The 23,134-nt window shown below is 73.3% G+C and carries 19 protein-coding genes and 1 tRNA gene; 9 read left to right on the plus strand and 11 right to left on the minus strand.

The window, feature by feature from the left end; genetic code table 11:
* Positions 1-43 precede the first annotated feature (43 nt).
* Entirely contained in the window at positions 44-1,660 is a 1,617-nt protein-coding gene (locus tag ACZ7KF_RS13715; RefSeq protein ID WP_471073019.1) for a glycerol-3-phosphate dehydrogenase/oxidase, read from the plus strand.
* A 114-nt stretch (positions 1,661-1,774) separates the two neighbouring features.
* Here ACZ7KF_RS13715 and ACZ7KF_RS13720 read toward each other — a convergent pair whose 3' ends face one another.
* Complete coding sequence (locus ACZ7KF_RS13720; protein ID WP_471073021.1) at positions 1,775-2,200, minus strand: hypothetical protein; 426 nt, start codon at positions 2,198-2,200, stop codon at positions 1,775-1,777.
* Between the two features lie 146 nt (positions 2,201-2,346).
* Here ACZ7KF_RS13720 and ACZ7KF_RS13725 point away from each other — a divergent pair, with 146 nt between their 5' ends.
* Together ACZ7KF_RS13725 and ACZ7KF_RS13730 are read left to right on the plus strand one after the other, a co-directional pair.
* Positions 2,347-3,018: a FadR/GntR family transcriptional regulator gene (locus ACZ7KF_RS13725; RefSeq protein WP_471073024.1), complete on the plus strand. Its 672-nt coding sequence runs from the start codon at positions 2,347-2,349 to the stop codon at positions 3,016-3,018.
* A 197-nt stretch (positions 3,019-3,215) separates the two neighbouring features.
* Positions 3,216-4,136 carry a PAC2 family protein gene (locus ACZ7KF_RS13730; protein WP_471073027.1) on the plus strand — a complete coding sequence of 307 codons (921 nt, stop codon included), beginning with the start codon at positions 3,216-3,218 and terminating at the stop codon, positions 4,134-4,136.
* Positions 4,137-4,340: 204 nt separating this feature from the next.
* On the opposite strand, the gene mshC is transcribed toward ACZ7KF_RS13730, so the two are convergent.
* The 4 genes from mshC to ACZ7KF_RS13750 form a co-directional block, all read right to left on the minus strand.
* Entirely contained in the window at positions 4,341-5,570 is a 1,230-nt protein-coding gene (gene mshC / locus ACZ7KF_RS13735) for a cysteine--1-D-myo-inosityl 2-amino-2-deoxy-alpha-D-glucopyranoside ligase (RefSeq protein WP_471073030.1), read from the minus strand.
* A 93-nt stretch (positions 5,571-5,663) separates the two neighbouring features.
* Positions 5,664-6,503, minus strand: a complete 840-nt coding sequence (locus ACZ7KF_RS13740) for an SCO1664 family protein (protein ID WP_471073033.1) — start codon at positions 6,501-6,503, stop codon at positions 5,664-5,666.
* Positions 6,467-7,057 carry a DUF3090 domain-containing protein gene (locus tag ACZ7KF_RS13745; protein WP_471073036.1) on the minus strand — a complete coding sequence of 197 codons (591 nt, stop codon included), beginning with the start codon at positions 7,055-7,057 and terminating at the stop codon, positions 6,467-6,469. The genes ACZ7KF_RS13740 and ACZ7KF_RS13745 overlap by 37 nt, the downstream gene beginning before the upstream one ends.
* Before the next feature lie 99 nt (positions 7,058-7,156).
* Positions 7,157-7,843, minus strand: coding sequence for a histidine phosphatase family protein (locus ACZ7KF_RS13750; RefSeq protein WP_471073039.1), 687 nt, complete (start codon positions 7,841-7,843; stop codon positions 7,157-7,159).
* 61 nt (positions 7,844-7,904) lie between these two features.
* Here ACZ7KF_RS13750 and corA point away from each other — a divergent pair, with 61 nt between their 5' ends.
* Positions 7,905-8,897: a magnesium/cobalt transporter CorA gene (gene corA / locus ACZ7KF_RS13755; RefSeq protein WP_471073403.1), complete on the plus strand. Its 993-nt coding sequence runs from the start codon at positions 7,905-7,907 to the stop codon at positions 8,895-8,897.
* 7 nt (positions 8,898-8,904) lie between these two features.
* Here the strand turns inward: corA and ACZ7KF_RS13760 are convergent, their stop codons facing one another.
* Together ACZ7KF_RS13760 and ACZ7KF_RS13765 are read right to left on the minus strand one after the other, a co-directional pair.
* Entirely contained in the window at positions 8,905-9,693 is a 789-nt protein-coding gene (locus ACZ7KF_RS13760; protein ID WP_471073042.1) for a ferritin-like domain-containing protein, read from the minus strand.
* A 276-nt stretch (positions 9,694-9,969) separates the two neighbouring features.
* The gene (locus tag ACZ7KF_RS13765) at positions 9,970-11,025 is read right to left on the minus strand and encodes an LLM class F420-dependent oxidoreductase (RefSeq protein WP_471073045.1); all 1,056 of its coding nucleotides are present in this window, start codon (positions 11,023-11,025) and stop codon (positions 9,970-9,972) included.
* A gap of 330 nt (positions 11,026-11,355) precedes the next feature.
* On the opposite strand from ACZ7KF_RS13765, the gene ACZ7KF_RS13770 reads away from it, so the two are divergent.
* Both ACZ7KF_RS13770 and ACZ7KF_RS13775 read left to right on the plus strand, forming a co-directional pair.
* Positions 11,356-12,339 (plus strand): aldo/keto reductase, encoded by a 984-nt coding sequence (locus ACZ7KF_RS13770; RefSeq protein WP_471073048.1) that lies wholly within the window; start codon positions 11,356-11,358, stop codon positions 12,337-12,339.
* Positions 12,336-14,672 carry a helix-hairpin-helix domain-containing protein gene (locus ACZ7KF_RS13775; RefSeq protein WP_471073051.1) on the plus strand — a complete coding sequence of 779 codons (2,337 nt, stop codon included), beginning with the start codon at positions 12,336-12,338 and terminating at the stop codon, positions 14,670-14,672. The genes ACZ7KF_RS13770 and ACZ7KF_RS13775 overlap by 4 nt, the downstream gene beginning before the upstream one ends.
* Positions 14,673-14,783: 111 nt before the next feature.
* Here the strand turns inward: ACZ7KF_RS13775 and ACZ7KF_RS13780 are convergent, their stop codons facing one another.
* Positions 14,784-15,494: a hypothetical protein gene (locus ACZ7KF_RS13780; RefSeq protein WP_471073054.1), complete on the minus strand. Its 711-nt coding sequence runs from the start codon at positions 15,492-15,494 to the stop codon at positions 14,784-14,786.
* Between the two features lie 47 nt (positions 15,495-15,541).
* Here ACZ7KF_RS13780 and ACZ7KF_RS13785 point away from each other — a divergent pair, with 47 nt between their 5' ends.
* Positions 15,542-15,730, plus strand: a complete 189-nt coding sequence (locus tag ACZ7KF_RS13785) for a DUF5703 family protein (RefSeq protein WP_043407302.1) — start codon at positions 15,542-15,544, stop codon at positions 15,728-15,730.
* Between the two features lie 134 nt (positions 15,731-15,864).
* Here ACZ7KF_RS13785 and ACZ7KF_RS13790 read toward each other — a convergent pair whose 3' ends face one another.
* From ACZ7KF_RS13790 to ACZ7KF_RS13800, 3 genes are all read right to left on the minus strand, one after another.
* Positions 15,865-16,707: a chaplin family protein gene (locus ACZ7KF_RS13790; RefSeq protein WP_471073057.1), complete on the minus strand. Its 843-nt coding sequence runs from the start codon at positions 16,705-16,707 to the stop codon at positions 15,865-15,867.
* Positions 16,708-16,825: 118 nt separating this feature from the next.
* Positions 16,826-17,059, minus strand: coding sequence for a chaplin ChpH (gene chpH, locus ACZ7KF_RS13795; RefSeq protein ID WP_362160844.1), 234 nt, complete (start codon positions 17,057-17,059; stop codon positions 16,826-16,828).
* A 146-nt stretch (positions 17,060-17,205) separates the two neighbouring features.
* On the minus strand, positions 17,206-18,531 hold the full coding sequence (locus ACZ7KF_RS13800; RefSeq protein ID WP_471073061.1) for a M20/M25/M40 family metallo-hydrolase: 1,326 nt from the start codon (positions 18,529-18,531) through the stop codon (positions 17,206-17,208).
* Positions 18,532-18,746: 215 nt separating this feature from the next.
* Here ACZ7KF_RS13800 and ACZ7KF_RS13805 point away from each other — a divergent pair.
* Positions 18,747-18,831: transfer RNA gene (locus ACZ7KF_RS13805), tRNA-Leu, on the plus strand.
* A gap of 417 nt (positions 18,832-19,248) precedes the next feature.
* Positions 19,249-23,118: a Pls/PosA family non-ribosomal peptide synthetase gene (locus tag ACZ7KF_RS13810; RefSeq protein ID WP_471073064.1), complete on the plus strand. Its 3,870-nt coding sequence runs from the start codon at positions 19,249-19,251 to the stop codon at positions 23,116-23,118.
* The last annotated feature ends 16 nt before the right edge of the window (positions 23,119-23,134 follow it).

The following is a 23,134-nucleotide window of genomic DNA, read 5'->3' on the forward strand; positions in this document are numbered from 1 at the left end:
CCTAGACGGCTCAGACATCTCTGACGAGGAGTAAGTACCCGACATGACCAGTCAGTCCACCCTGCAGTCCGTGCCTGCCCTGGGAACGCACCCGGCCTCCGGCTCCAACCCGAGCCGTGCCGAGACCAGGGAGCAGCTCGCCAAGGCGTCGTACGACCTTCTTGTGATCGGCGGCGGCATCCTGGGCATCTCCACCGCCTGGCACGCCGCGCAGTCCGGGCTCAGGGTGGCGCTGGTCGACGCCGGCGACTTCGCCGGTGCCACCTCCTCCGCCTCCTCCAAGCTGCTCCACGGCGGTCTGCGCTACCTGCAGACCGGCGCGGTGAAGCTGGTGGCGGAGAACCACTTCGAGCGCCGTGCGGTCTCCCGCCAGGTGGCCCCCCACCTGGCGAACCCGCTCACCTTCTACCTCCCCGTGTACAAGGGCGGGCCGCACGGCGCGGCGAAGCTCGGCGCGGGCGTCTTCGCCTACTCCGCGCTCTCCGCGTTCGGCGACGGCGTCGGACACCTGCTCTCCCCCGCCAAGGCGGCGCAGGACGTGCCCGAGCTGCGCACCGAGAACCTCAAGGCCGTGGCCGTGTACGGCGACGACCAGATGAACGACGCGCGCATGGCGCTGATGACGGTCCGCGCGGCCGTCGAGTCGGGCGCGGTCGTCCTCAACCACGCCGAGGTCACCGGCCTGCGCTTCACCAAGGGCCGGGTCACCGGCGCCGACCTCAAGGACCGGACCTCCGGTGACGAGTTCGGTGTGAACGCCCGTCTGGTGCTGAACGCGACCGGTCCCTGGGTCGACCACCTGCGCCGGATGGAGGACCCGGACGCGGCGCCGTCCATCCGCCTGTCCAAGGGCGCGCACCTGGTGCTGAAGCGCACGTCCCCGTGGAAGGCGGCGCTGGCGACCCCGATCGACAAGTACCGCATCACCTTCGCCCTCCCCTGGGAGGACATGCTGCTGCTCGGCACCACCGACGAGGAGTTCGAGGGCGACCCGGCGGATGTGTCCGTCACCGAGAAGGACATAGCCCAGATCCTGGACGAGGCCGCGTTCTCCGTCCGGGACCAGCAGCTCCAGCGGGACCTCATCACCTACGCGTTCGCGGGTCTGCGGGTGCTGCCGGGCGGCCCCGGCGACACCGCCAAGGCCAAGCGGGAGACCGTGGTGACCGAGGGCAAGGCCGGCATGCTCTCCGTCGCCGGCGGCAAGTGGACGACGTTCCGCCACATCGGCCGCACCATCATGAAGAAGCTGGAGGCGCTGCCGGGTCATCCGCTCGGCGACGACTTCGAGCCGATCTCCTCGCTGCCGAAGAAGCTGCCGCTGCCGGGTGTCGCCAACCCGCGCGCGGTCGCCCACCGACTGCTGGTGGACTACCCGGCGCCGGGCCCGCGCATGGCCGCCGACACCGCCAAGCACCTGGCCACCCACTACGGCTCCCTGGCGTTCGACATCGCCCGCCTGGCCAACGACAACCCGGAGCTGGGCGAGCGCGTCCACCCGGACGCCCCCGAGATCTGGGCGCAGGTCGTCTGGGCCCGTGACCACGAGTGGGCCGAGACGCCGGACGACGTGCTGCGCCGCCGCACCACGCTGACCATCCGGGGCCTGGCCACGGACGAGGTCCGCGCGAAGGTCCAGGACCTGCTCGACAAGAAGTAGGCCCCGGCCGCTGCCGGCCCCTCCCCCCGACCGGGGCCGGCAGCGCCGGAAGACACACTCGGCCCCACCGGTGCGGAACCGGTGGGGCCGGGTGCCGTTCGGGGTGCCGAGCGGTCAGGCGGTCGGCAGCTTGCCCTTCTTGGTGTGGACCTCGCCCATGAAGTCGGAGTCATGGGAGTTGAGCCGATACACATTGATGCGGACCCGGTGGCCCTCGGGTATCGCGAACGGGCAGGACGTGAAGCCGGACGTCTGGCAGTGGCCCTTCATCTTCCGCGCCGTGACGTCGTACACCTCCGTCCAGATGTAGTGGCCGTCCCTGCTCAGGTCCTGGACGTCCACACGCTCGTCGTCCTTCGCCGAGTCGCGCGGCTCGAAGACGACCATCGCCCTCTTCTTGCCGCCCGAGGAGAAGTAGTCGACCGTGTTCGGCTTGCCCGCGGCGTGGGCCGTGACGGCCCCGGCGGTGAGGGCGAGGCCCAGGGCGGCTGCCATCGTGAAGCCCGCACGGGCCAGCGGCTTCCTCAGCGACTGTGACACGGGGACGATTCCTGTTCTTTCGACGGTGTTTCCGGCACTCCTGTGCCAAGACACCGCATCGGAGCGAGTGGTTCCGGCCCGCGCCGCATAATGTGCGCTGAGACATCGGATGTGCGAGGCGGGCTGCGGGGGACGGGAGGCCGGTCGTGGCAGTCACCGACGAGGCGATCGAGAAGATCAAGGGCATGATCGTCGCCGGTGCGCTGCGCCCCGGCGACCGGCTGCCCAAGGAGAGCGAACTGGCCGCCGAACTGGGCCTGTCCCGCAACTCCCTGCGGGAGGCCGTACGGGCGCTGTCGCTGATCCGGATCCTCGACGTACGGCAGGGCGACGGCACCTACGTCACCAGCCTCGATCCTCAGCTGCTGCTGGAGGCGATGAGCTTCGTCGTGGACTTCCACCGCGACGACACGGTGCTGGAGTTCCTGGCGGTGCGCCGGATCCTGGAGCCGGCCGCGACCGCGCTGGCCGCCTCGCGGATCGGCGCGGAGCAACTGGACGCGCTGGAATCCCGGTTGGACGCGCTGGGCGCGGACCCCTCGGTGGAGCAGCTGGTCGCCGCCGACCTGGAGTTCCACCGGAGCATCGTGCGGAGCGCCGGCAACTCGGTGCTGTGCTCGCTGCTGGACGGGCTGTCCGGGCCCACCACCCGGGCCCGGATCTGGCGGGGGCTGACCCAGGAGGACGCGGTCGGTCGCACCCTGCGCGAGCACCGGGCGATCCTCGCCGCGCTGCGCGACGGGGACGCGGAGGCGGCGCGGTCCTGGGCGACCGTGCACATCGCGAGCGTGGAGCAGTGGCTGCGGTCCACGCCGTGAGTCCGGCCGGGGGCGCCGCCCGGGGGGGCGGGCCGCCCTCGGGGGGCGGCCCGCTCGAACGGGAGCGCCGGGGTGTTCCCCGGCGGTGAACGGGGCAGTGATCCGTTCACTCCCCCGGGCAAGGGGGCTGCGGACGCCCCCGCCCGACGCCGTAAGGTTGGTGAGTCAGGCGAGGGCACGTCGGAAGGAGGCACTGGGTGATCGAGCTGGAGGGGGTTCCCGAGCTGATCGACCCAGTCATGGTGGCCGCGTTCGAGGGCTGGAACGATGCCGGCGACGCCGCCTCCACGGCGGTCGCGCATCTGGAACGCGAGTGGAAGGGCGAGGTGTTCGCGGCGCTGGACGCCGAGGACTACTACGACTTCCAGGTGAACCGCCCCACGGTGTTCATGGACGGCGGTGTGCGCAAGATCACCTGGCCGACGACCCGGTTGTCGGTCGTCCGGGTCGGCGGCGAGAAGCCGCGCGATCTGGTGCTGGTCCGCGGCATCGAACCGTCCATGCGCTGGCGCTCGTTCTGCAACGAGCTGCTCGGCTTCGCGCACGAGCTGGGCGTGGAACTGGTGGTCATCCTGGGCGCCCTGCTCGGTGACACCCCGCACACGCGCCCGGTGCCGGTCAGCGGGGTCACGTCCGACCCGGACCTGGCCCGCCGGATGGACCTGGAGGAGACCAAGTACGAGGGTCCGACGGGCATCGTCGGCGTGCTGCAGGAGGCGTGCACGCACGCCGGCGTCCCCGCGGTCTCGCTGTGGGCGGCCGTCCCGCACTACGTCTCCCAGCCGCCCAACCCCAAGGCGACGCTGGCGCTCCTCAACCGCCTGGAGGACCTGCTGGACCTGCGCGTCCCGCAGGGCGAGCTGCCCGAGGACGCGCGTGCCTGGCAGGTGGGCGTGGACCAGCTGGCCGCGGAGGACAGCGAGGTCGCCGAGTACGTCCAGACGCTGGAGGAGGCCCGGGACACCGCCGAGCTGCCCGAGGCGTCCGGTGAGGCGATCGCCCGCGAGTTCGAGCGGTATCTGCGGCGCCGGGACGTGGGCCCTCCGGGCGGGAAGCCGCGGCCGCCCGCCGCCGGCGGCGGGCCGCGGGAAGAGGACGACGACGGTCCGGAGGACTGAGGTACGGCGAAGGGGCGGTTCCCGTCGGGGAAGCGCCCCTTCTTCGTGCTGCCGGACGCGCCGCGGCTTCGTGCCGCCGGACGCGCCGCGGCGTGCCGCTGCGGGCTCTCGCGCGCCGACGGCTTCGGCGGGTTCGGCGGGGCTCGTCGCGCCCCGCCGGCGCGGACCCCCGCGCCCCTGCGGGCGCGGGGATCCGTGCGGCGTCTAGAGCGCCACGCCCAGCAGCGCGTCCACGGCGCGGGTGACCACGCCGGGCGCGCCGGTGTCGGTGCCGCCCTCCTGCTCCTGGCGGGCCGCCCAGCGGTCGACCGCGGCGAGTGCGGCCGGGGCGTCCAGGTCGGTGGCGAGCGCCTCGCGGATCTCCTCGACGAGTGCGTCGGCGGACGGGCCGTCGGGCCGGGAGACGGCCGCGCGCCAGCGGCCGAGGCGGGCGAGGGCCTCCTGGAGGACGTCGTCGGTCCACTCCCAGTCGGCGCGGTAGTGGTGGGCGAGCAGGGCGAGCCGGATGGCGGCGGGGTCGACGCCGTCGAGGCGCAGCCGGGAGACGAAGACGAGGTTGCCCTTGGACTTGGACATCTTCTCGCCGTTCAGGGCGACCATGCCGGCGTGCACGTACGCCTTGGCCATGGGGAACTCGCCGGTGAGCACCTGGGCGTGCGAGGCGCCCATCTCGTGGTGCGGGAAGGCGAGGTCGGAGCCGCCGCCCTGGACGTCGAAGCCCATGCCGAGGTGGTCCAGGGCGATGGCCACGCACTCGATGTGCCAGCCGGGGCGGCCCCGGCCGAGGGAGCCGCCGTCCCAGCTGGGCTCGCCCTCGCGGGCCGCCATCCACAGCATCGGGTCGACCGGGTTCTTCTTGCCCGGGCGGTCCGGGTCGCCGCCGCGCTCGGCGGACAGCAACCGCATGGCGGCGGCGTCCAGGTTCGACACCTTGCCGAAGTTCGGGTCGGACCCGACGGAGAAGTAGATGTCGCCTTCCAGCTCGTAGGCCGCGCCGAGGTCGCGCAGCCGCTCCACGAGCGGGACGATGCCGGGTATCGCCTCGACGGCGCCTATGTAGTGCTTCGGGGGGAGCATCCGCAGGGCGGTCATGTCCTCGCGGAAGAGGGCCGTCTCCTTCTCGGCGAGGGCGACCCAGTCGACGCCGTCCCGCTCCGCGCGCTCCAGCAGCGGGTCGTCGACGTCGGTGACGTTCTGGACGTAGTGGACCTGCCGCTTGGTGTCGAGCCACACGCGCTGAACCAGGTCGAACGCGTTGTAGGTCGCCGCATGACCCATGTGGGTCGCGTCGTACGGCGTGATGCCGCAGACGTAGATGCGGGCGACGGGACCGGGGTCGAGGGTGACCAGACCGCCGGTCGCGGTGTCGTGGATCCTCAGGTCGCGGCCCTGACCAGGCAGGGCGGGGACCTCGGAAGCGGGCCAGGCATGCATGTACATGAGCCTAACCGGCACCGTGCCGCGTATACGAACGGGATCGGACCGGATGGCCGGTTAGGCGTTCTTGTACCTCGGCGCCGGATGTGCTTATACCGGCGGCCAGGGGATGGCGGGCCAGTCCCCGCCCGGCTCCGGATGGGTTCCGGAGGTGAGCAGCGCCTCGACGCGCGCGCGTGTGGCGTCGATCTCGGCCGCCGTGATCAGCGCCGCCAGCCGCTCCCCCAGCTCCGCGTCCAGGGCGGCCCGCAGCCCCCGGAGGACGTCGACGGCCTCCGGGGTGAGGGGTTCCCCGGCCCAGCCCCACAGCAGGGTGCGCAGCTTGTCCTCGGCGTTGAAGGTGACGCCGTGGTCGATGCCGTAGAGCCGGCCGTCGGCGGTGGGCAGCAGATGGCCGCCCTTGCGGTCGGCGTTGTTGATCACCGCGTCCAGGACGGCCAGCCGGCGCAGCCGCTCGTCGTCGGCGTGCACCAGCAGCGCGGTGCGGCCCTCGCCGACCTCGGCGAACCCGATCGCCTTCCAGCCCGGCTCGGGTTCCTCGCCGTCGACCAGGGCGAGCAGTTCCGCCTCGGCGTGGACGTCGATCCACAGCTGGCACATGCCCTCGCCGTACGGCCCGTCGCGCAGCACGGTGGGCGGCACGAGCCCCCAGCCGGTGGCCTCGGAGACCGCGTAGGCGGCCACCTCGCGGCCCGCGAGGGTGCCGTCGGGGAAGTCCCACAGGGGGCGCTCGCCGGCCACCGGCTTGTAGACGCAGGAGGCCGTGCGGCCGTCGAGGGCGACCGAGCAGAACAGCGCCGCGTTGGACGCCTCGCGGATCCGGCCGCGTACGGTCAGCTCACCCCGGGCGAGCAGCTCGGCGGGGTGCGGGTCGGCGCCGGTCCCGGCGGGCGTCAGGCTCCGCGGCGGTATCCGTTCTGGCGCGGACATACGTGTCCTTCCGGATCGAGCGGGAGGCTGCACAGCGGGCACGGTGGCCGCCCGGCGTTGACGACGTCGAGGGCGCGCTTGGCGAAGGCCCTGGCCTGCGCGCCGGTCAGCCGGACCCGCAGCATCGGGGGTCCGTTCTCCTCGTCCTGGAGCAACCGCTCCTCGGCCTCGGCGAGGTCCTCCTCGGTGTCGGCGTCCAGCTCGACCAGCGCCTGCGCCTCCACGATCATGCGCTGGTCCTCGCCGTCCCAGGCGAGGGCCATGGTGCCGACCCGGAACTCCTCCTCGACGGGGGTGTGGAGGGGGGCGGTGTCGCTGATCTCGGTGGGCGCCACGGCAGGGACGGCGGCGCTGCCGCCACTACGCCGTACGACCTCGTCCAGCAGTTCGTCCATGCGCTCGGCGAGCGCGGCGACCTGGGTCTTCTCCAGGACCACGCTGGTCACCCGGGGGCCTGCGGTGGCCTGGAGGAAGAACGTACGGCGCCCGGGCAGTCCGACCGTGCCGGCCACGAAGCGGTCCGGCTGGTCGTAGAGGAACACCTGACGGGACACGTCCTGTCTCCATTGCGTTCGTGATTTCGAGAATTGCGGCGGGCCGGGCCCTGCGGATGAGCGACCGGGTGGATCGCTTCACCCTACTGCGGCCGACGATCACGGTGCGCCCGCACCACCTCCGACCGGTGCGTCGCTCTCACTGGGTTCCTCGCGCGGGGCGAGCGAAGCGAAATCTCCGGTGTCGCCGAGGCGCACGAGGAACGGCCTGAGCCGGGTGTAGCGGATCGCGGTGATGGAACACGGTTCCACGGAGATCCGCTGGAAGAGGTCGAGATGGAGTCCGAGGGCGTCGGCGACGAGGGCCTTGATGATGTCGCCGTGCGAGCACATCAGGTAGACGGCGTCGGCGCCGTGCTGGTCCTCCACGCGCGCGTTCCACTCGCGTACGGCCTCGGCGGCACGGGTGTGCATGGCCCGCATGGACTCGCCGCCCGGGAAGGCGGCGGCGGACGGATGGGCCTGCACGACCTCCATCAGCGGCTCGTCCTTCAGCTCGGCGAGCTTGCGGCCCGACCAGTCGCCGTAGTCGCACTCCTCGATCCGCTCCTCGGTGTGGGAGCGCAGACCGGGGCGGGCCTCCAGCAGCGGCCGTACGGTCTCCTGGCAGCGCTGGAGGGGGCTGGTGACGACCTCCGAGATCGGCAGGGCGGCGAGCCTGCCGGGCAGCGCGGCGGCCTGCGCGGCGCCGCGCTCGTCCAGGGCGACGCCGGGTGTCCGTCCGGCGAGCACGCCCGAGGTGTTGGCGGTGGAACGTCCGTGCCTTACGAGGATCAACGTGGGCATGCGGCAAGGGTAGGCGTACATCACTGTGCGACGGCGGGCAGGCGAGGGGAGAATGCGCAAGGTGATCGTGGACTGCGCCATCTACCGGCACGGGCACCGCTCCGAGGGGCCGGAGGACATGTCCGACGCGCTCGCCGAGGCGCGGGCCGCGGGCGGCTTCGTGTGGATCGGCCTGTACGAGCCGTCCGAGCGGGAGTTCGACCTGGTCACGCAGGAGTTCGGGCTGCATCCGCTGGCCGTGGAGGACGCGCTCAAGGCGCATCAGCGGCCCAAGCTGGAGGTGTACGACGACTCGCTGTTCGTGGTGCTGAAGCCGGTCGTGTACGAGCCCGAGAGCGATGCCGTCTCCGCCGGCGAGGTGATGGTCTTCGTCGGCGACGGTTTCGTCGTGACCGTCCGCCACGGCGAGGGCTCGCCGCTGGCGGCCGTGCGGCACCGGCTGGAGAACGAGCCGGAGATGCTCGACAAGGGCCCCACGGCCGTGCTGTACGCGATCGCCGACGCGGTCGTCGACCACTACCTGGAGGTGGCGACGGAGTTGCAGACCGACCTGGACGAGCTGGAGGCGGAGGTGTTCCGGCCGGAGGTCGGCGGTTCCCGCAACACCGCGTCCCGGATCTACACCTTCAAGCGGCAGGTCCTGGAGTTCCGCCGGGCCACCGGGCCGCTGGCGCTGCCGCTGACCCGGCTGGCCGGGACCGGCCCGGGTGTCACGGTGCCGTTCGTCCACGAGAAGGCGCGGCCGTTCTTCCGGGACGTGGGCGACCACCTCACACGCGTGAACGAGTCCGTGGAGGCCCTGGACCGGCTGGTGTCGGACATCCTGTCGGCGCATCTGGCGCAGATGAGCGTGCGGCAGAACGACGACATGCGGAAGATCTCCTCGTGGGCGGCGATGGCCGCGGTGCCCACGATGATCGCGGGGATCTACGGCATGAACTTCGACCACATGCCCGAGCTGCACTGGCTGTGGTCGTATCCGGCGGTGATCCTGCTGATGGCCGCCTTGGAGATGCTGCTGTACCGGCTGTTCAAGGGGCGCGGCTGGCTCTGACCGCGGCTCAGGCGAACTCCCGGGCGGGCGCCGCCGGTCCGCCGAGGGCGTCGCGGCGCTCGGGCATGCGGAGGCCGACCATGCGATGCCAGCCGGCGAGGCGCTCGTAGCCGTACACGGCGTGGATGCCGGCGGCGAGCACCGCCGACTTGGCCGCCGGCCAGCGGAGGATGCGGCCCATCCGGGCCATGACGGCCAGGCTGACGTCCCGGTAGACGCGGATCTCGGCCAGCGCGCACGTGCGCAGGGTGGACTGGATCAGCCGGCCGTGCCCGGCGGCGGCGAGGCGCAGCAGTTCCTCGTGGGTGTAGGCGAGGTGGTCGTCCTCGTCGGCGGAGATCATGCGGACGGCCCTGCCGACCTCGGGGTGGTCGCCGAAGCACGTGCGCAGCAGCACCATCTGCTCGGCGGCGCGCTGTTCGGTGACCCGGCTGTGCGCGAGGTAGACGATGACGTCCCGCACGGTGAGCGGCTCGTCCCGGCGGAGCCGGTCGTGGGCGAGACCGATGCCGCGCCGTTCCAGGAGCGTCGTGTAGTCGGTCTCGGGCGGCACGGGGACGGGTGTGAGCCCGCGCTTCCTCAGCAGGGCGTGGAAGATGCGCCCGTGCTTGTCCTCGTCGGCGCCGTGCCGGGCGATCTTCGGGGCGAGCGCGCGCTCGCTCTCCGGCACCAGCGCGGCGATCCGGCCGTTCTCCCAGCCGCCCTGGGACTCACCGCCGGCGGCGATGGAGCAGAAGAGCCGGAAGGACTCGTCGTCGTCGAGGATCTCCTGGAACAGACTCCTGGCCGAAAGCATGGCCGCCACCTCTCCCCGGCCCCGGAGGACTGCGCAGGTTTCGCGCATTCCGACAAGTTCGCGCATTCCGACAAGAAAGAGTCGGATAACGAGTCAAATGCGAATGTCGGAGCACCGCAACAGGGGGTGCGGGCCGGCTCGGCCGAACGAAGGACCGCCGGGGCCGGAAAAGAAGCGGTACGGGGGTCGTAACCGCGCGGCGCCGGGCGCGTTGTTCTCCGTGACGGCCGTGGCGGGGAAGACCCCCGAGCCCCCACCACGGCCGCTGAAAGCCCCTTACGCGAGCCCGGCGCGCTCCAGAGCCTCGGTGCCGGCCCGCAGGGAGGCGAGCCGCTCCTCCAGCGTGAAGCCGGCCGGGGCCAGGCTGAGGGTGGTGACCCCGGCGGCGGCGTAGGCCTTCATCCGGTCGGCGATCCGGTCGACGGAGCCCAGCAGCGTGGTCCGGTCGATGAGGTCCTGCGGGATCGCGGCGGCGGCCCCCTGCTTGTCCCCGGACAGGTACTTCTGCTGGATCTCGGCGGCCTCCTTCCCGTATCCCATGCGCTGGGCGAGCTGGTTGTAGAAGTTCTGCTTGGCGCTGCCCATGCCGCCGACGTACAGCGCGGTGTACGGGCGGAAGGTGTCGGCGAGCCGGGCGACGTCCTTGTCGTCGCCGACGGCGAGCGGCAGGGTCGGACAGATGTCGAAGCCGTCGAGGGTCTTGCCCGCCTTCTCCCGGCCGGCGCGCAGGTGCTTGACGGTGGTCTCCTCCAGGTGCTCGGCGGACGGGAAGATCACCAGTGCGCCGTCGGCGATCTCGCCGGTCTGCTCCAGGTTCTTCGGGCCGATCGCGGCGATGTACAGCGGGATGTGCTCGCGCTGCGGGTGCACGGTCAGCTTGATCGGCTTGCCGGGGCCGCCGGGCAGCGGCAGCGTCCAGTGCGCGCCCTCGTACGTCAGCCGCTCCCGGGTCATCGCCTTGCGGACGATCTCCACGTACTCGCGGGTGCGGGCCAGCGGCTTGTCGAACTTGACGCCGTACCAGCCCTCGGAGACCTGCGGGCCCGAGACGCCGAGACCGAGCCGGAACCGGCCGCCGGAGAGCGAGTCGAGGGTGGCCGCGGTCATCGCGGTCATCGCCGGCTGCCGGGCCGGGATCTGGAAGATGGCCGAGCCGACGTCGATGCGCTCGGTCTGCGCGGCGACCCAGCTGAGCACGGTGGCCGCGTCGGAGCCGTAGGCCTCGGCGGCCCAGCACACCGCGTAGCCCAGCCGGTCGGCCTCCTGCGCCACGGCCAGGTTGTCGCCGTCCATTCCGGCACCCCAGTAGCCGAGGTTGATCCCGAGCTGCATGTGCGCATCCCCTTACCGATCAGTAACGTCCCTGTGCGGCAGACCTTAGCGCGGGTGTGGCCGGGGGCGGCAGTGCGTCGCGGGGGTTCGTGCGGCCGGCCGGCCGCGGGCGGCCGGTGGCCGGTCACTCGGTCGCCCGCGCCCCTTCCGGGCCCCGAGCCCCCCCGTCGTGGCCGCGGGCGGTCGCGGCGGCGGGAGCGGCGCGTACGGGCACGTCGGCACCCCGCCGGCAGGGGGGAACGGCACCCGTTCCCGGCCGGCCGTGACTCGGCGAACCGGGTTGTCCACAGGCAACCCACCGCACCGGTTCTGGCCAGTAATCTCGCCCGCATGGAGCAGAGGCATCTCGGCCGTACCGGCCTGCGCGTGTCCCGGATCGGGCTCGGCACCCTCACCTGGGGCCGGGACACCGACCAGCACGACGCCGCGGACATGCTGAAGGCGTTCTGGGAGGCCGGCGGCACCCTCGTCGACACCGCGGACGTGTACGGCGACGGGGAGGCGGAGTATCTGCTCGGGCAGCTCATGGACGGCCTGGTGCCTCGCCGGGACCTGGTCGTCTCCACCAAGGCGGGCAGCGTGCCCGACCCCGACCGCCGTTTCGACGGCTCCCGCGGCCATCTGCTCGCCGCTCTCGACGCCTCCCTCGCCCGGCTCGGCACCGACTACGTCGACCTGTGGCACGTCCACGCCTACGACCCCGCCACCCCGCTGGAGGAGACGCTCCAGGCTCTCGACATCGCGGTGAGCAGCGGCCGGGCCCGGTACGCCGGCGTCTCCAACTTCTGCGGCTGGCAGCTGGCCAAGGCCGCGACCTGGCAGCTCGCCGCGCCGGGCACCCGCACCCGGCTGGCCGGCACGCAGCTGGAGTACTCGCTGCTGCAACGGGGCGCGGAGCGCGAGGTGCTGCCGGCCGCGCTCGACCTCGGCGTGGGTCTGCTGCCCTCCTCCCCGCTCGGCCGGGGCGTGCTGACCGGGAAGTACCGGCACGCCACTCCACCGGACTCGCGCGGCGCCTCCGAGCACCTGGCGCCGTTCGTCGAGCCGTATCTGGACGACACGGCGACCCGCATCGTGGACGCGGTGACGACCGCCGCCGACGGGCTCGCGGTCACCCCGCTCCAGGTGGCCCTCGCCTGGGTCCGGGACCGGCCCGGGGTGGCCGCGCCGATCGTCGGCTCGCGCAACGCGCAGCAGCTCACGGCGGCATTGTCAGTGGAGGCCCTTAGTCTTCCTGACGAGATCTGCAGGGCGCTGGACGATGTGTCGGCGCCCGTGCACCGCTATCCCGATCACGACTGGAGCACGCTGTGAGCACGGAGCCGGAGACCACGGAGGAAGCCGGGCCGGGTACGCCGGACACCCGTGAGGCCCCGGACCAGGGCACCGCCGAGGGCACCGCTGCCCGGGGCACGGAACGGGCGAGCGGCGCGGAGGAGCCGGGCGGCCCGGATATCCGTGGCGACGCGGAGAGCCCGAGCGACGCGGAGGACCCGAGCGACGCGGAGGACCCGAGCGACGCGGAGAGCCCGGGCCTCGCGGAGGAACTGGGCGGCGCGGAGGATTCCGCTGCCGGGGACGGCGCCGGCGGGGACGCCTCCGGGGACGCCGCTTCCTCGGCCGCCGCCGAGGACGGTGCCGCCGCCGGCGAGTTGTCCGCGGCGGAGGCCGAGCTGGCCGCGCAGCGGATCGAGCGCGAGCGGATCGAGCGGCGCAAGGCCGAGAAGAGGGGCCCGATCGTCGGCGGCGCCGGGCTCAGCGGCAAGGCGGCCGACCTGCTCGCCGCGGTCCGGGCCGTGGAGAGCGGTGAGAAGCCGGTGGCCACGGTGTTCGCGGAGCCCGCGCCGGCGCCGCGCCGCCCCGCCCCCGAGCCGGTGCGCAGGCCCCAGCCCGCGCCGGCCGCACCGGTCGCGCCCAGCGCCCCCGCGCCGGCGGCCGTCGACGCCGTGCGCCGTGTGCTGACCGAGGGCGGCGCGCCCGACAGCCTGGCCCCGCAGGTGGCCTCGGCTCTCGGCGAGGGCGCCGACACCGTGCTCCGGGACGACCCCTGGCAGCTGCTCCGGGTCGGCGGGGTCCGGCCGGAGCAGGCCGACGGCTTCGCGCGGGCGCTGATCGGCGCCGCCTGCGGCCCGGACGACGAGCGTCGGGGCCGCGCGATGACGGTGTGGTTGCTGGAGCAGGCTGCCGTGGCCGGGCACACCGCCCTGGAGCTGGCCACGCTGACCGCCGCGCTGGACCGGCAGGGCGTGCCGGACCCGGACGCGGCGGTGCAGGGTGCGCTCGCCGAGGGTGACGCACTGGTGTTCCAGGACGCGCTGGAGGAGCCCGGCGCCCCCGCGCCCGAGGACACCGACGAGGAGCAGGAGCGGCCGGTCCGGGTCCTGGTCGGCCTGGAGCGGTACGCGCTGGCCGAGGAGAGCCTCGCCGACGGCCTGGCCCGGCTGGTGGGCTCACCGGCCGTGGAGGCGGAACAGGCGTGGGAGGCGGCCGCCGCCGCGCTGTCCGGGGGTGCGGCCGAGCTGGCCCGCGCGGTCGCCGGGCACGGCCTGGTGCTGCACACCGGCGGGGAGGCGGCCCGCGCCGAACCGGCCGCGCTGCTCACCGCCGCCCGCGCCGCGGGCCTGCGGGCCTTCGCCGCCTGCCACACCCCGGACGGGTGCCGGCGGCTGGCGGCACGGCCGGACGGGGATCCCGCGGAGCAGGGAGTGGTCACGGTCGCCGGTCTGCTGTCCGGCGCGGAGGGCCCGGGCCGCGACGCGGACGGCGCCCTGGAGCTCGACCTGCTGATCGTGCCGGACGCGCCCCAGCTCGACGTGGAGAACGCCGCGATGCTGGTCGAGTCGCTGCCCGACGGGGCCCGGCTGGTGCTCAGCGGCGACCCGGGGGTGCTGTGGTCGGCCGGTCCGGGCCGGGTCTTCGCCGACCTGCTCGCGGCCCGGGTCTGCCCGGCGACCGCCTCCCGCGTCCCGGACGGCGGCCCCCTCGGCGAGCTGGTCTCCGGCATCGGCATCGGCGAGCTGAACCAGGTCGCCGCTCCCGGCAAGGAGATCGTCATCGTGCCCGTGCGGGACGCCGGCGAGGCCGTGCACCGTACGGTGCAGCTGGTCGCCGACTCGGTGCCGCGGGCGATCGGTGTCCCGGCCGACCAGACGGTGGTGATCACCCCGGGCCACGGCGGCGCCGCGGGCACCCGTGCCCTCAACTCCGCGCTCAAGGAGCGCCTCAACCCCGGCCCCGGCCGCTTCGGCGGCTTCGACCCCGGTGACCGGATCGCCTACTCCCCCGCGCCGGGGCGCACGGTGCCGGGCGTGGTGGTGAAGGCCGATGCCGACGGACTGCATCTGTCCTGCGCCGGCGTCCCCGTGGTCGTCCCGCGGGAGCGGGTGGAGGGCGGTGTCCGGCACGGCTGGGCGCTGACCGCGCACCAGGCGGCGGGCACCCGCTGGCCGGCGGTGGTCGTGGTCCTGCCCGGTGACGCCGCGCCGGCTCTCAGCCGCCCCTGGGTGTACACGGCGTTCGGCCGGGCGGAGCGGCACCTGTCGGTGGTCCACGGGGTGGAGCAGGCGCTGCCGAAGGCGGTCGCGGAGATCCCGGCCAAGCCCCGCACGACCCGTCTGCGGACGTTGCTGCGGCCGCAGGAGGACTGAGTCCTTCCCGGCGGCGGCGACGGGCCGTGCCGACGGGAACCGGCGGTGCCGTACCGGGGGCTCACGGCGCCGCCGTGGGCCTCGGGGGCTCACGGCGGTGCCGGGCCCGTCTCACTTCTCGGCGTCGAGCCGCTCCAGTTCCTCGTCGTCCTCGTCGACGAAGTCCAGCTCGTCGTCGTCCTCGCCGTCGGAGACCTCGTCCTCGTCGGAGATCTCGTCGTCGAACACCGCGCTCACGTCGAACCGGCACACCACCTGCTGCGGATCGACCTGCTCGAAGGGGCTCTCCAGCCATTCCCCGGCCTCGGGCGGCTCCTCGGCCGCGGTGACCCAGAGCGTGGAGTCGCCCTCCTCCAGACCGAACTCCTTGTGCCGGGAGGCGATCTCGTCCGGTTCGAACTCGCCGAAGAGGATGCCCAGCGCCCCGGGCACGGTCCGGGCGGCATCGTCGTCGTCCACGCCGTCGTCGTACTCCGCCGCCTCGACCCGCTGGGCCTGCGACAGCAGCCGCTGGGGTTCCGCCACGGTGTAGTCGCGGCGGATCAGCACACTGATCGCGTTCGGTTCCTCGGGGCCCGCGTACGGCGGCAGCGTGTCCTCCGCGCCGGGGATCTCGAAGGGGGTGACCTCGTCATAGCGGTCGTAGAGCAGCTCGTCGTACGCCTCCGCGGCAGCGGCCAGCTGGTTGAACGCCTCGGAGACAGCAGGGTCGTCCTCCCCTGACCTGCGTTCGATCGCAGCCAGATGACGGTCGAGCGCGGTCTTGACCGCGTCGGCGGCGGCGCGTACCTCGGCAGCGGTGGGCTGCGCAGCATCAGACATAGTGCAGACGCTATCCGTACCGGGCACCAGCCCGCACAATAGATGCGATGCCGGAATACGAATTTGTCGACGTGTACGTTCCTCGCGGGGTCTCCCGCAAGGAGGCTACGCGCCTGCTGACGGACCATGCCGAGTACGGACACTGGGAGTTGGACCGCCTGAGCCTGCTGCGCGACGGCAGCCGCAAGGTGCGGTTGCGCCGGCGGATCATCCGCCAGGTGCGCGCGACATGGTGAGTGCGGACAGATGACGGAGCGGGCCCCGCCGGACGGCGGGGCCCGCTCCGTTTCCGGGGCGTACGGCCTGGTTCACGCGGCGTGCGGAGCTGTTCGGGGCGGCACCGCCGTCGCGCTTCGCGCCGGGCCCGGTCCTACACCCCGGCCCGGGCCTTGCGGTAGAGCACCGCGCCCGCGAGCAACGCGCCCGCGCCGACCGGCAGCGTGATGCCCAGCGGCACCTCACTGCCCGTGTGCGCGAGCTGGGCCGCGGTCACGGGCCGGGTGGAGTGACCCGTCTCCGTCTCGACCTGGGACGCACCGTGCCCCGTGGAGCCGCCCTGGGTGCCCGTTCCGGAGTGGCCCGGCCCACCCGGCCGGTCCGGGGTGCCGGGGTTGCCCGGGTGACCAGGGGTGCCCGGGTGCCCCGGCGTCCCCGGGTGCCCCGGCGTCCCGGGGTGAGCGGGCTCACCCGGCTTCCCGGGGTGCCCCGGCTCCCCCGGCGTGCCCGGATGCCCCGGCTCCCCCGGGTGTCCCGGCTTCCCGGGCGGGTTGCCGTACCCGCCGTCGTTCGCGCAGTCGTTGCCCGTGGTGGCGTTGCCGACCCCGATGACGTCGACGCTGTTGCCGCACACATTCACCGGGACGTCGATCGGCACCTGCACGGTGTTGCCGGACCCCACGCCCGGCGAGCCGCCGGTGTGGCCGCCCGCCTGCGAGCCGCCGGAGCCGTTGTGGTGGCCCCCCGAAGTGCCGTCGTGGTGGGCGCATGTGTTGCCCACCGACGGGTTGAGGAGTCCGACGACGTCCACGGTGTTGCCGCAGATGTTCACCGGCGCGTGCACCGGCACCTGCACCGTGTTGCCGGACAGTACGCCGGGTGAGCCCCCGGCGGCGCCCGCCGCGCCCGAGTCGGCGTGTGCGTAGCCGCTCGCGGCGGCGATCACGCCGGTCGCGGCGGCCATGGTCATCAGGCCCTTGCGCGTGCCCTGTCGCATGCTGAGATCCCCCCTGCCTTCCATGCCTTCGTTCTCGGAAGAGCGGTCGGCCCCGGAGCGCATGGCGCGCACTCCGGGGCCGACGACTCGTAAAAGGACGCCCCTCAGGGAGCCGGCGTCACTTGTTGAAGCAGGTGTTGCCGAAGGCGGGGTTCAGGAGCCCGATCACGTTGATCGTGTTGCCGCACACGTTCACCGGGACGTGCACGGGAACCTGGATGACGTTGCCGGACACGACGCCCGGGGAGTGCACGGCGGCACCCTGGGCACCGGAGTCGGCGACGGCGAGGCCCGCACCCGCGAGAACGAGACCACCGGTGGCAGCCGCAGCGGCGACGACCTTCTTGATCATTATTCCTCCTAGTTGGCAATGCGACCCCAAGGTTCGGGATCACATCAACTGCAACGAGGAGGAACTAATGAAGCTACGAACTTATCGTCGCATTCACCCTTCTCAGTCGATCTCGTACGCGCGCCCGATTACTCCCGGGCGGAGCGTCACGACGCGTCGATGAACCGGTCGAGCACCCGGACGCCGAACTGCAGTCCGTCCACCGGGACACGCTCGTCCACGCCGTGGAACATGCCGGCGAAGTCCAGCTCCGGGGGCAGCTTCAGCGGGGCGAAGCCGAAGCCGCGGATGCCGAGGTCGTCGAAGGACTTGGCGTCGGTGCCGCCGGAGAGCATGTACGGGATCGCCTTGGCGGTCGGGTCCTCGGCGAGCAGCGCGGACTGCATGGCCTCCACCAGGGCGCCGTCGAAGCTGGTCTCCAGCGCCTTGTCGGAGTGGACGTCCTCGCGCCGGACCTTCGGGCCGAGGAGCCGGTCGAGGTCGGCGAGGAACTCCTCCTCGTGTCCGGGCAGGAACCGGCCGTCGATGTGGGCGGTGGCCTCGCCCGGAATGACGTTGACCTTGTAGCCGGCGGTCAGCTGGGTGGGGTTGGCGGTGTTGCTCAGGGTCGCGCCGATCAGCTTGGCGATGCCGCCGAGCTTGGCGAGGGTGGACTCCATGTCCTCCGGGTCCAGCTCGGTGCCGAGCGCGTCGCCCAGTTCGTCGAGGAAGGCCCGGGTGGTCTTGGTGACCCGCACCGGGAACGTGTGCCGACCGACCCGGGCGACGGCCTCGGACAGCTCGGTGATCGCGTTGTCGCGGTGGATCATCGACCCGTGTCCGGCGGTCCCGGCCACGGTGAGCTTCATCCAGTGCATGCCCTTCTCGGCCGTCTGGATCAGGTAGAGCCGCCGCTTCTCGTTCACGGTGAAGGAGAAGCCGCCGACCTCGCTGATCGCCTCGGTGACGCCCTCGAACAGCTCGGGGTGGTGGTCGACCAGGTGACGGGCACCGTACGTGCCGCCCGCCTCCTCGTCGGCGAGGAAGGCGACCACGATGTCGCGGGGGGGCCGGCGCCCGCTGCGCAGCCGGTCGCGGACGACCGCGAGGGTCATCGCGTCCATGTCCTTCATGTCGACGGCCCCGCGCCCCCACACGCATCCGTCGGCGATCTCGCCGGAGAAGGGGTCGTGGGTCCAGTCGACGGCGTTGGCCGGTACGACGTCCAGGTGGCCGTGGATGAGCAGCGCGGGCCGGGACGGGTCCTCGCCCTCGATGCGGGCCACCGTGGAGGCGCGGCCGGGGTGCGACTCGTAGATCTTCGGTTCCAGGCCGACCTCGGCGAGCTTCTCGGCGACCCACTCGGCGGCCTTGCGCTCGCCCGGGCCGGAATGGTCGCCGTAGTTGCTGGTGTCGAACCGGATCAGCTCGCGGCAGAGGTCCACGACCTCGTCCTCACCGGTGACGCTCCTGGCCGTGTCCGTCTCGCTCACGCTGCTTCCTCCCGCTGTCACTGCTGGTGGTCCCCCTCATCCTCTCTCCGGCCCCGCCCCGGGCCCAAGACCGGTCCCGGCCCGACACACCGTGTTCATCTGCGGCCCGCGCGGGACCGGGGGGTGATCAGCCACCCCCGAAAGCCTGGTAATGTTTCCTTCGTCGCCGCGAGGGAAACCCCGCCGAAAGGGAGAACTCGCACGACAGACACCTTGTCCGGGTGGCGGAATGGCAGACGCGCTAGCTTGAGGTGCTAGTGCCCTTTATCGGGCGTGGGGGTTCAAGTCCCCCCTCGGACACAGATCGAGCAGCCCCTCTCTTCGAGGGGCTGTTCGTCGTTTCCCAGCCGCGGATGTCGTGACCCCGTCGCGGATGTCGTCTCACTCGTGGCGGCTGTCGTTGCACTCGTCGCGGGTGTCGCCGCCCGCCCCCCTACGTGGTTCGCCCCCGACGGAAGCAGTCCGAACCGTCCGACGGCGTCGGTCCGGGGGGAATGTGGGCGAGGTCTCGCGGCGGCGGACGAAGCCCAGGTCGTGACGGCCGGTCCGGTGGCTGCGCGTCACCTCGCGGTTGCCGCCGGTTGGCCGACAGGACGGGCCGAAGTCGGCCGAGCAGTAGAGTATGGGGCTTGTTCGCGCCAGAACGGAACAACCCCAGGCAGACCTGCGGGCCCGCCGGCGCCCCGGAGGCTTCCGGGTTCGAGAGGTGAGGACCTGATGGCGGCCACACAGGAGGGCGGCGATCTCGGCCTGCTCGACGAAGAGTTGAGCGCCGGGATCGAGCGGTTCGGCGACAGGGCGCGTTTCTCCGCGGGGCCGGCCGCCTCGCCGCGCACGCTGGTCGACGTCTTCGACGCGTCCGTACGGTCGTACCCGGACGAACTCGCCCTGGACGACGGCACCCAGCGCCTCACCTACCGTGCGCTGGCCGTGGAGGTGGAACGGCTGCGGCTGCGGCTCGCCGAGGCGGGGGTGGGGCTCGGGGACCGGGTCGGGGTGCGGGTTCCCTCGGGGACCAACGAGCTGTACGTCGCCGTCCTCGCGGTCCTCGCCGCCGGTGCCGCCTACGTCCCCGTCGACGCCGAGGACCCGGACGAGCGGGCCGAGCTGGTGTTCGGCGAGGCGGAGGTGCGGGCCGTCGTCGGGGAGGGGCGGCGGATCACCGTCGGCGGTGCCGCCGGAGCCCCGGCCGCCCGCCCCGGCACCGGCCACGACGCCTGGGTCATCTTCACCTCCGGGTCCACCGGGAAGCCCAAGGGCGTCGCCGTCACGCACCGCAGCGCCGCCGCCTTCGTGGACGCCGAGGCCGCGCTGTTCCTCACCGAGGAGCCGATCGGGCCCGGGGACCGGGTCATGGCGGGGCTCTCCGTCGCCTTCGACGCGTCCTGCGAGGAGATGTGGCTGGCCTGGCGGTACGGCGCCTGTCTGGTACCCGTGCCGCGGTCGCAGGTCAGGAGCGGTGCCGATCTCGGGCCCTGGCTGGTCGAGCAGGAGATCACCGTGGTCTCGACCGTGCCCACGCTGGCCGCGCTCTGGGATCCCGAGACCCTCAACGACGTCCGTTTGCTGATCTTCGGCGGCGAGGCCTGCCCGCCCGAGCTGGCGCAGCGGCTGGTCACCGAGGGGCGCGAGGTGTGGAACACCTACGGGCCGACCGAGGCGACCGTCGTGGCCTGTGCGGCGCTGCTGACGGGCGAGGAGCCCGTCAGGATCGGACTGCCGCTCCACGGCTGGGAACTCGCCGTCGTCGACGAGGCCGGGGAGCCCGTGGCCCTGGGCGACAGCGGGCAGCTGGTGATCGGCGGGGTCGGTCTCGCGCGCTATCTGGACCCAGAGAAGGACGCGGAGAAGTACGCGCCGCTGCCCTCGCTGGGCTGGGAACGGGCGTACCGGAGCGGTGACCTGGTCAGGGCCGAGCCCGAGGGCCTGATCTTCCTGGGGCGGGCCGACGAGCAGATCAAGCTCGGCGGGCGGCGGATCGAGCTGGGCGAGGTGGACGCCGCGCTGCAGGCGCTGCCCGGCGTCGCCGGGGCCGCCGCCGCCGTGCGCACCGCCCGCAGTGGCAATCAGCTCCTCGTCGGCTATGTGGTGACCCAGGACGGCTGGGACCGGGCCGCCGCCGTCGAGAAGCTGCGCGCCGCGCTGCCCGCCGCTCTCGTGCCGCTGCTCGCGCCCGTCGCCGAGCTGCCGACGCGGACCTCCGGGAAGGTGGACCGGGGCGCCCTGCCGTGGCCGCTGGAGGGGGTGGAGACGCCCCGGGCCGACCTGTACGGCACCGAGGCCTGGCTCGCCGAGCAGTGGGCGGAGGTGCTGGGCATCCCGGTGACCGGCGCCTCCGACGACTTCTTCGCGATCGGCGGCGGCAGCCTGGCCGCCGCCCAGCTCACCACCCGGCTGCGCGCCCGCTACCCGAGCGCCGCCGTCCTCGACGTCTACCAGCAGCCCGTCCTGCGCAAGCTGGCCCGGCGGCTGGAGGCCTCGGCGCAGGACGACGGCGCCCGGCGCGCCGTCGCCCCGGTGCCGGTGCGCGCCCAGGTCGTCCAGCTGCTCCTGCTGCTCCCGCTGGTCACGCTGCTCGGGCTGCGCTGGACGCTGGTCCTGGCCACGGCCGGGAACCTGCTGCCCGGCTACCCCTGGCTGCCCACGGCCCCCTGGTGGCTGCTCGTCGCCGGTGTGCTGCTGTTCTTCACCCCGCCGGGGCGGATCGCGCTGGCGGCGGGCGGGGCGCGGCTGCTGCTGCGGGGTGTGACACCCGGGCGGTACCCGCGCGGCGGGAGCGTGCACCTGCGGCTGTGGGCGGCCGAGCGGCTGGCCGAGTTCAGCGGGGCGACCGAGCTGACCGGATCCTGGCTGGAGCGGTATGCGCGGGCGCTGGGCGCCAAGGTCGGACCCGAGGTGGACCTGCACTCGCTGCCGCCGGTCACCGGGATGCTCAGGCTGGGCCGGGGCGCGGCCGTCGAGTCCGAGGTCGACCTGTCCGGGTACTGGCTGGACGGCGACCGTCTGGAGGTCGGCCCGGTCAGGGTCGGCGCGCACGCCGTCGTGGGGACGCGCAGCATGCTGTTCCCGGGGGCGCGGGTCGGCAAGCGGGCGGAGGTGGCGCCGGGGTCGGCGGTGACCGGGCAGGTGCCCACCGGTCAGCGGTGGGCGGGCGCGCCCGCGGTCAAGCTCGGCAAGGCCAAGCGCAACTGGCCGAAGGAACGCCCGCGGCGGAGCAGGCGGTGGCAGGTGGTGTACGGCGTGACGGGCGTCGCGCTGAGCGCCATGCCGGTGTCGGCGGTGGTGGCCGCGCTGATGGTCGCCCGTGTCTTCGTGGCGCCCGGGACCGGACTCGCGGAGGCCCTGGGGGGAGTCGCGTTCGCGCTCGTCCCGGCCACGCTGGTCTTCGGGCTGGTGTACGCGCTGAAGATCCTGGTCCCCGTCCGGCTGCTCGGCCTGGGGCTGCGCGAGGGCACGTATCCGACGCACGGCCGGGTCGGCTGGCAGGCATGGACCGTGACACAGCTGATGGACCGGTCCCGTCAGGTGCTGTTCCCGCTGTACGCCGGTCTGGTCACGCCGGTGTGGCTGCGGCTGCTGGGGATGCGGATCGGGCGCCGTGCCGAGGTGTCGACGGTGCTGGCGCTGCCGAGCCTGACGACTGTCGGCGACGGTGCCTTCCTGGCGGACGACACGCTGACGGCGCCGTACGAGCTGGGCGGCGGCTGGGTCCGGATCGGGCGTGCGGAGATCGGGCGGCGGGCGTTCCTCGGGAACTCCGGGATGACCGCGCCGGGGCGGAGCGTGCCGGACGGCGGCCTGGTGGGCGTGCTCTCGGCGACGCCGAAGAAGGCCAAGAAGGGCACGTCGTACCTGGGGCTGCCGCCGGTGCGGCTGCCGCGCAGTGCCGCCGGCGGGGATCAGAGCCGTACGTACGACCCGCCGGCCCGGCTGCTGTGGGCGCGCGCGCTGGTGGAGCTGTGCCGGTTCGTGCCGGTGCTGTGCTCGGCGGCGCTGGCCGCGGCGACGGTGGTGGCGCTGTGCGCGCTGGGGACGTGGGCGTGGGCCCTGTCGGGGCTGGTGCTGCTGGCGGCGGGCGGCGCGGCGGCGGTCGTCTCGGTCGCGGCGAAGTGGCTGCTGGTGGGGCGGCACCGGGCCGGGGAGCATCCGCTGTGGAGTTCCTTCGTGTGGCGGGGCGAGCTGGCGGACACGTTCGTCGAGGTGCTGGCGGTGCCGTGGCTGGCCGGGGCGGTGCCGGGGACGCCGGTGATGACGGCGTGGCTGCGCGGGCTCGGCGCGCGCATCGGCCGGGGCGTCTGGGTGGAGAGCTACTGGCTGCCGGAGGCGGACCTGGTGACCCTGGGGGACGCGGCCACCGTGAACCGCGGCTGCGTGCTGCAGACTCACCTCTTCCACGACCGGATCTTGCGGACGGATACTGTGGTCCTCCGTGAGGGCGCCACCCTGGGCCCTGGCGGGATCGTGCTGCCCGGCAGCACGGTCGGGGCTCGTACGACCCTGGGTCCCGCGTCGCTCGTCATGGCCGCGGAGTCCGTCCCGGACGACACCCGCTGGCTCGGCAATCCGATCGAGGCATGGCGTCCGTGAGCACGGGCCACTCGGG

This window comes from Streptomyces sp. NPDC038200 (assembly GCF_055600785.1).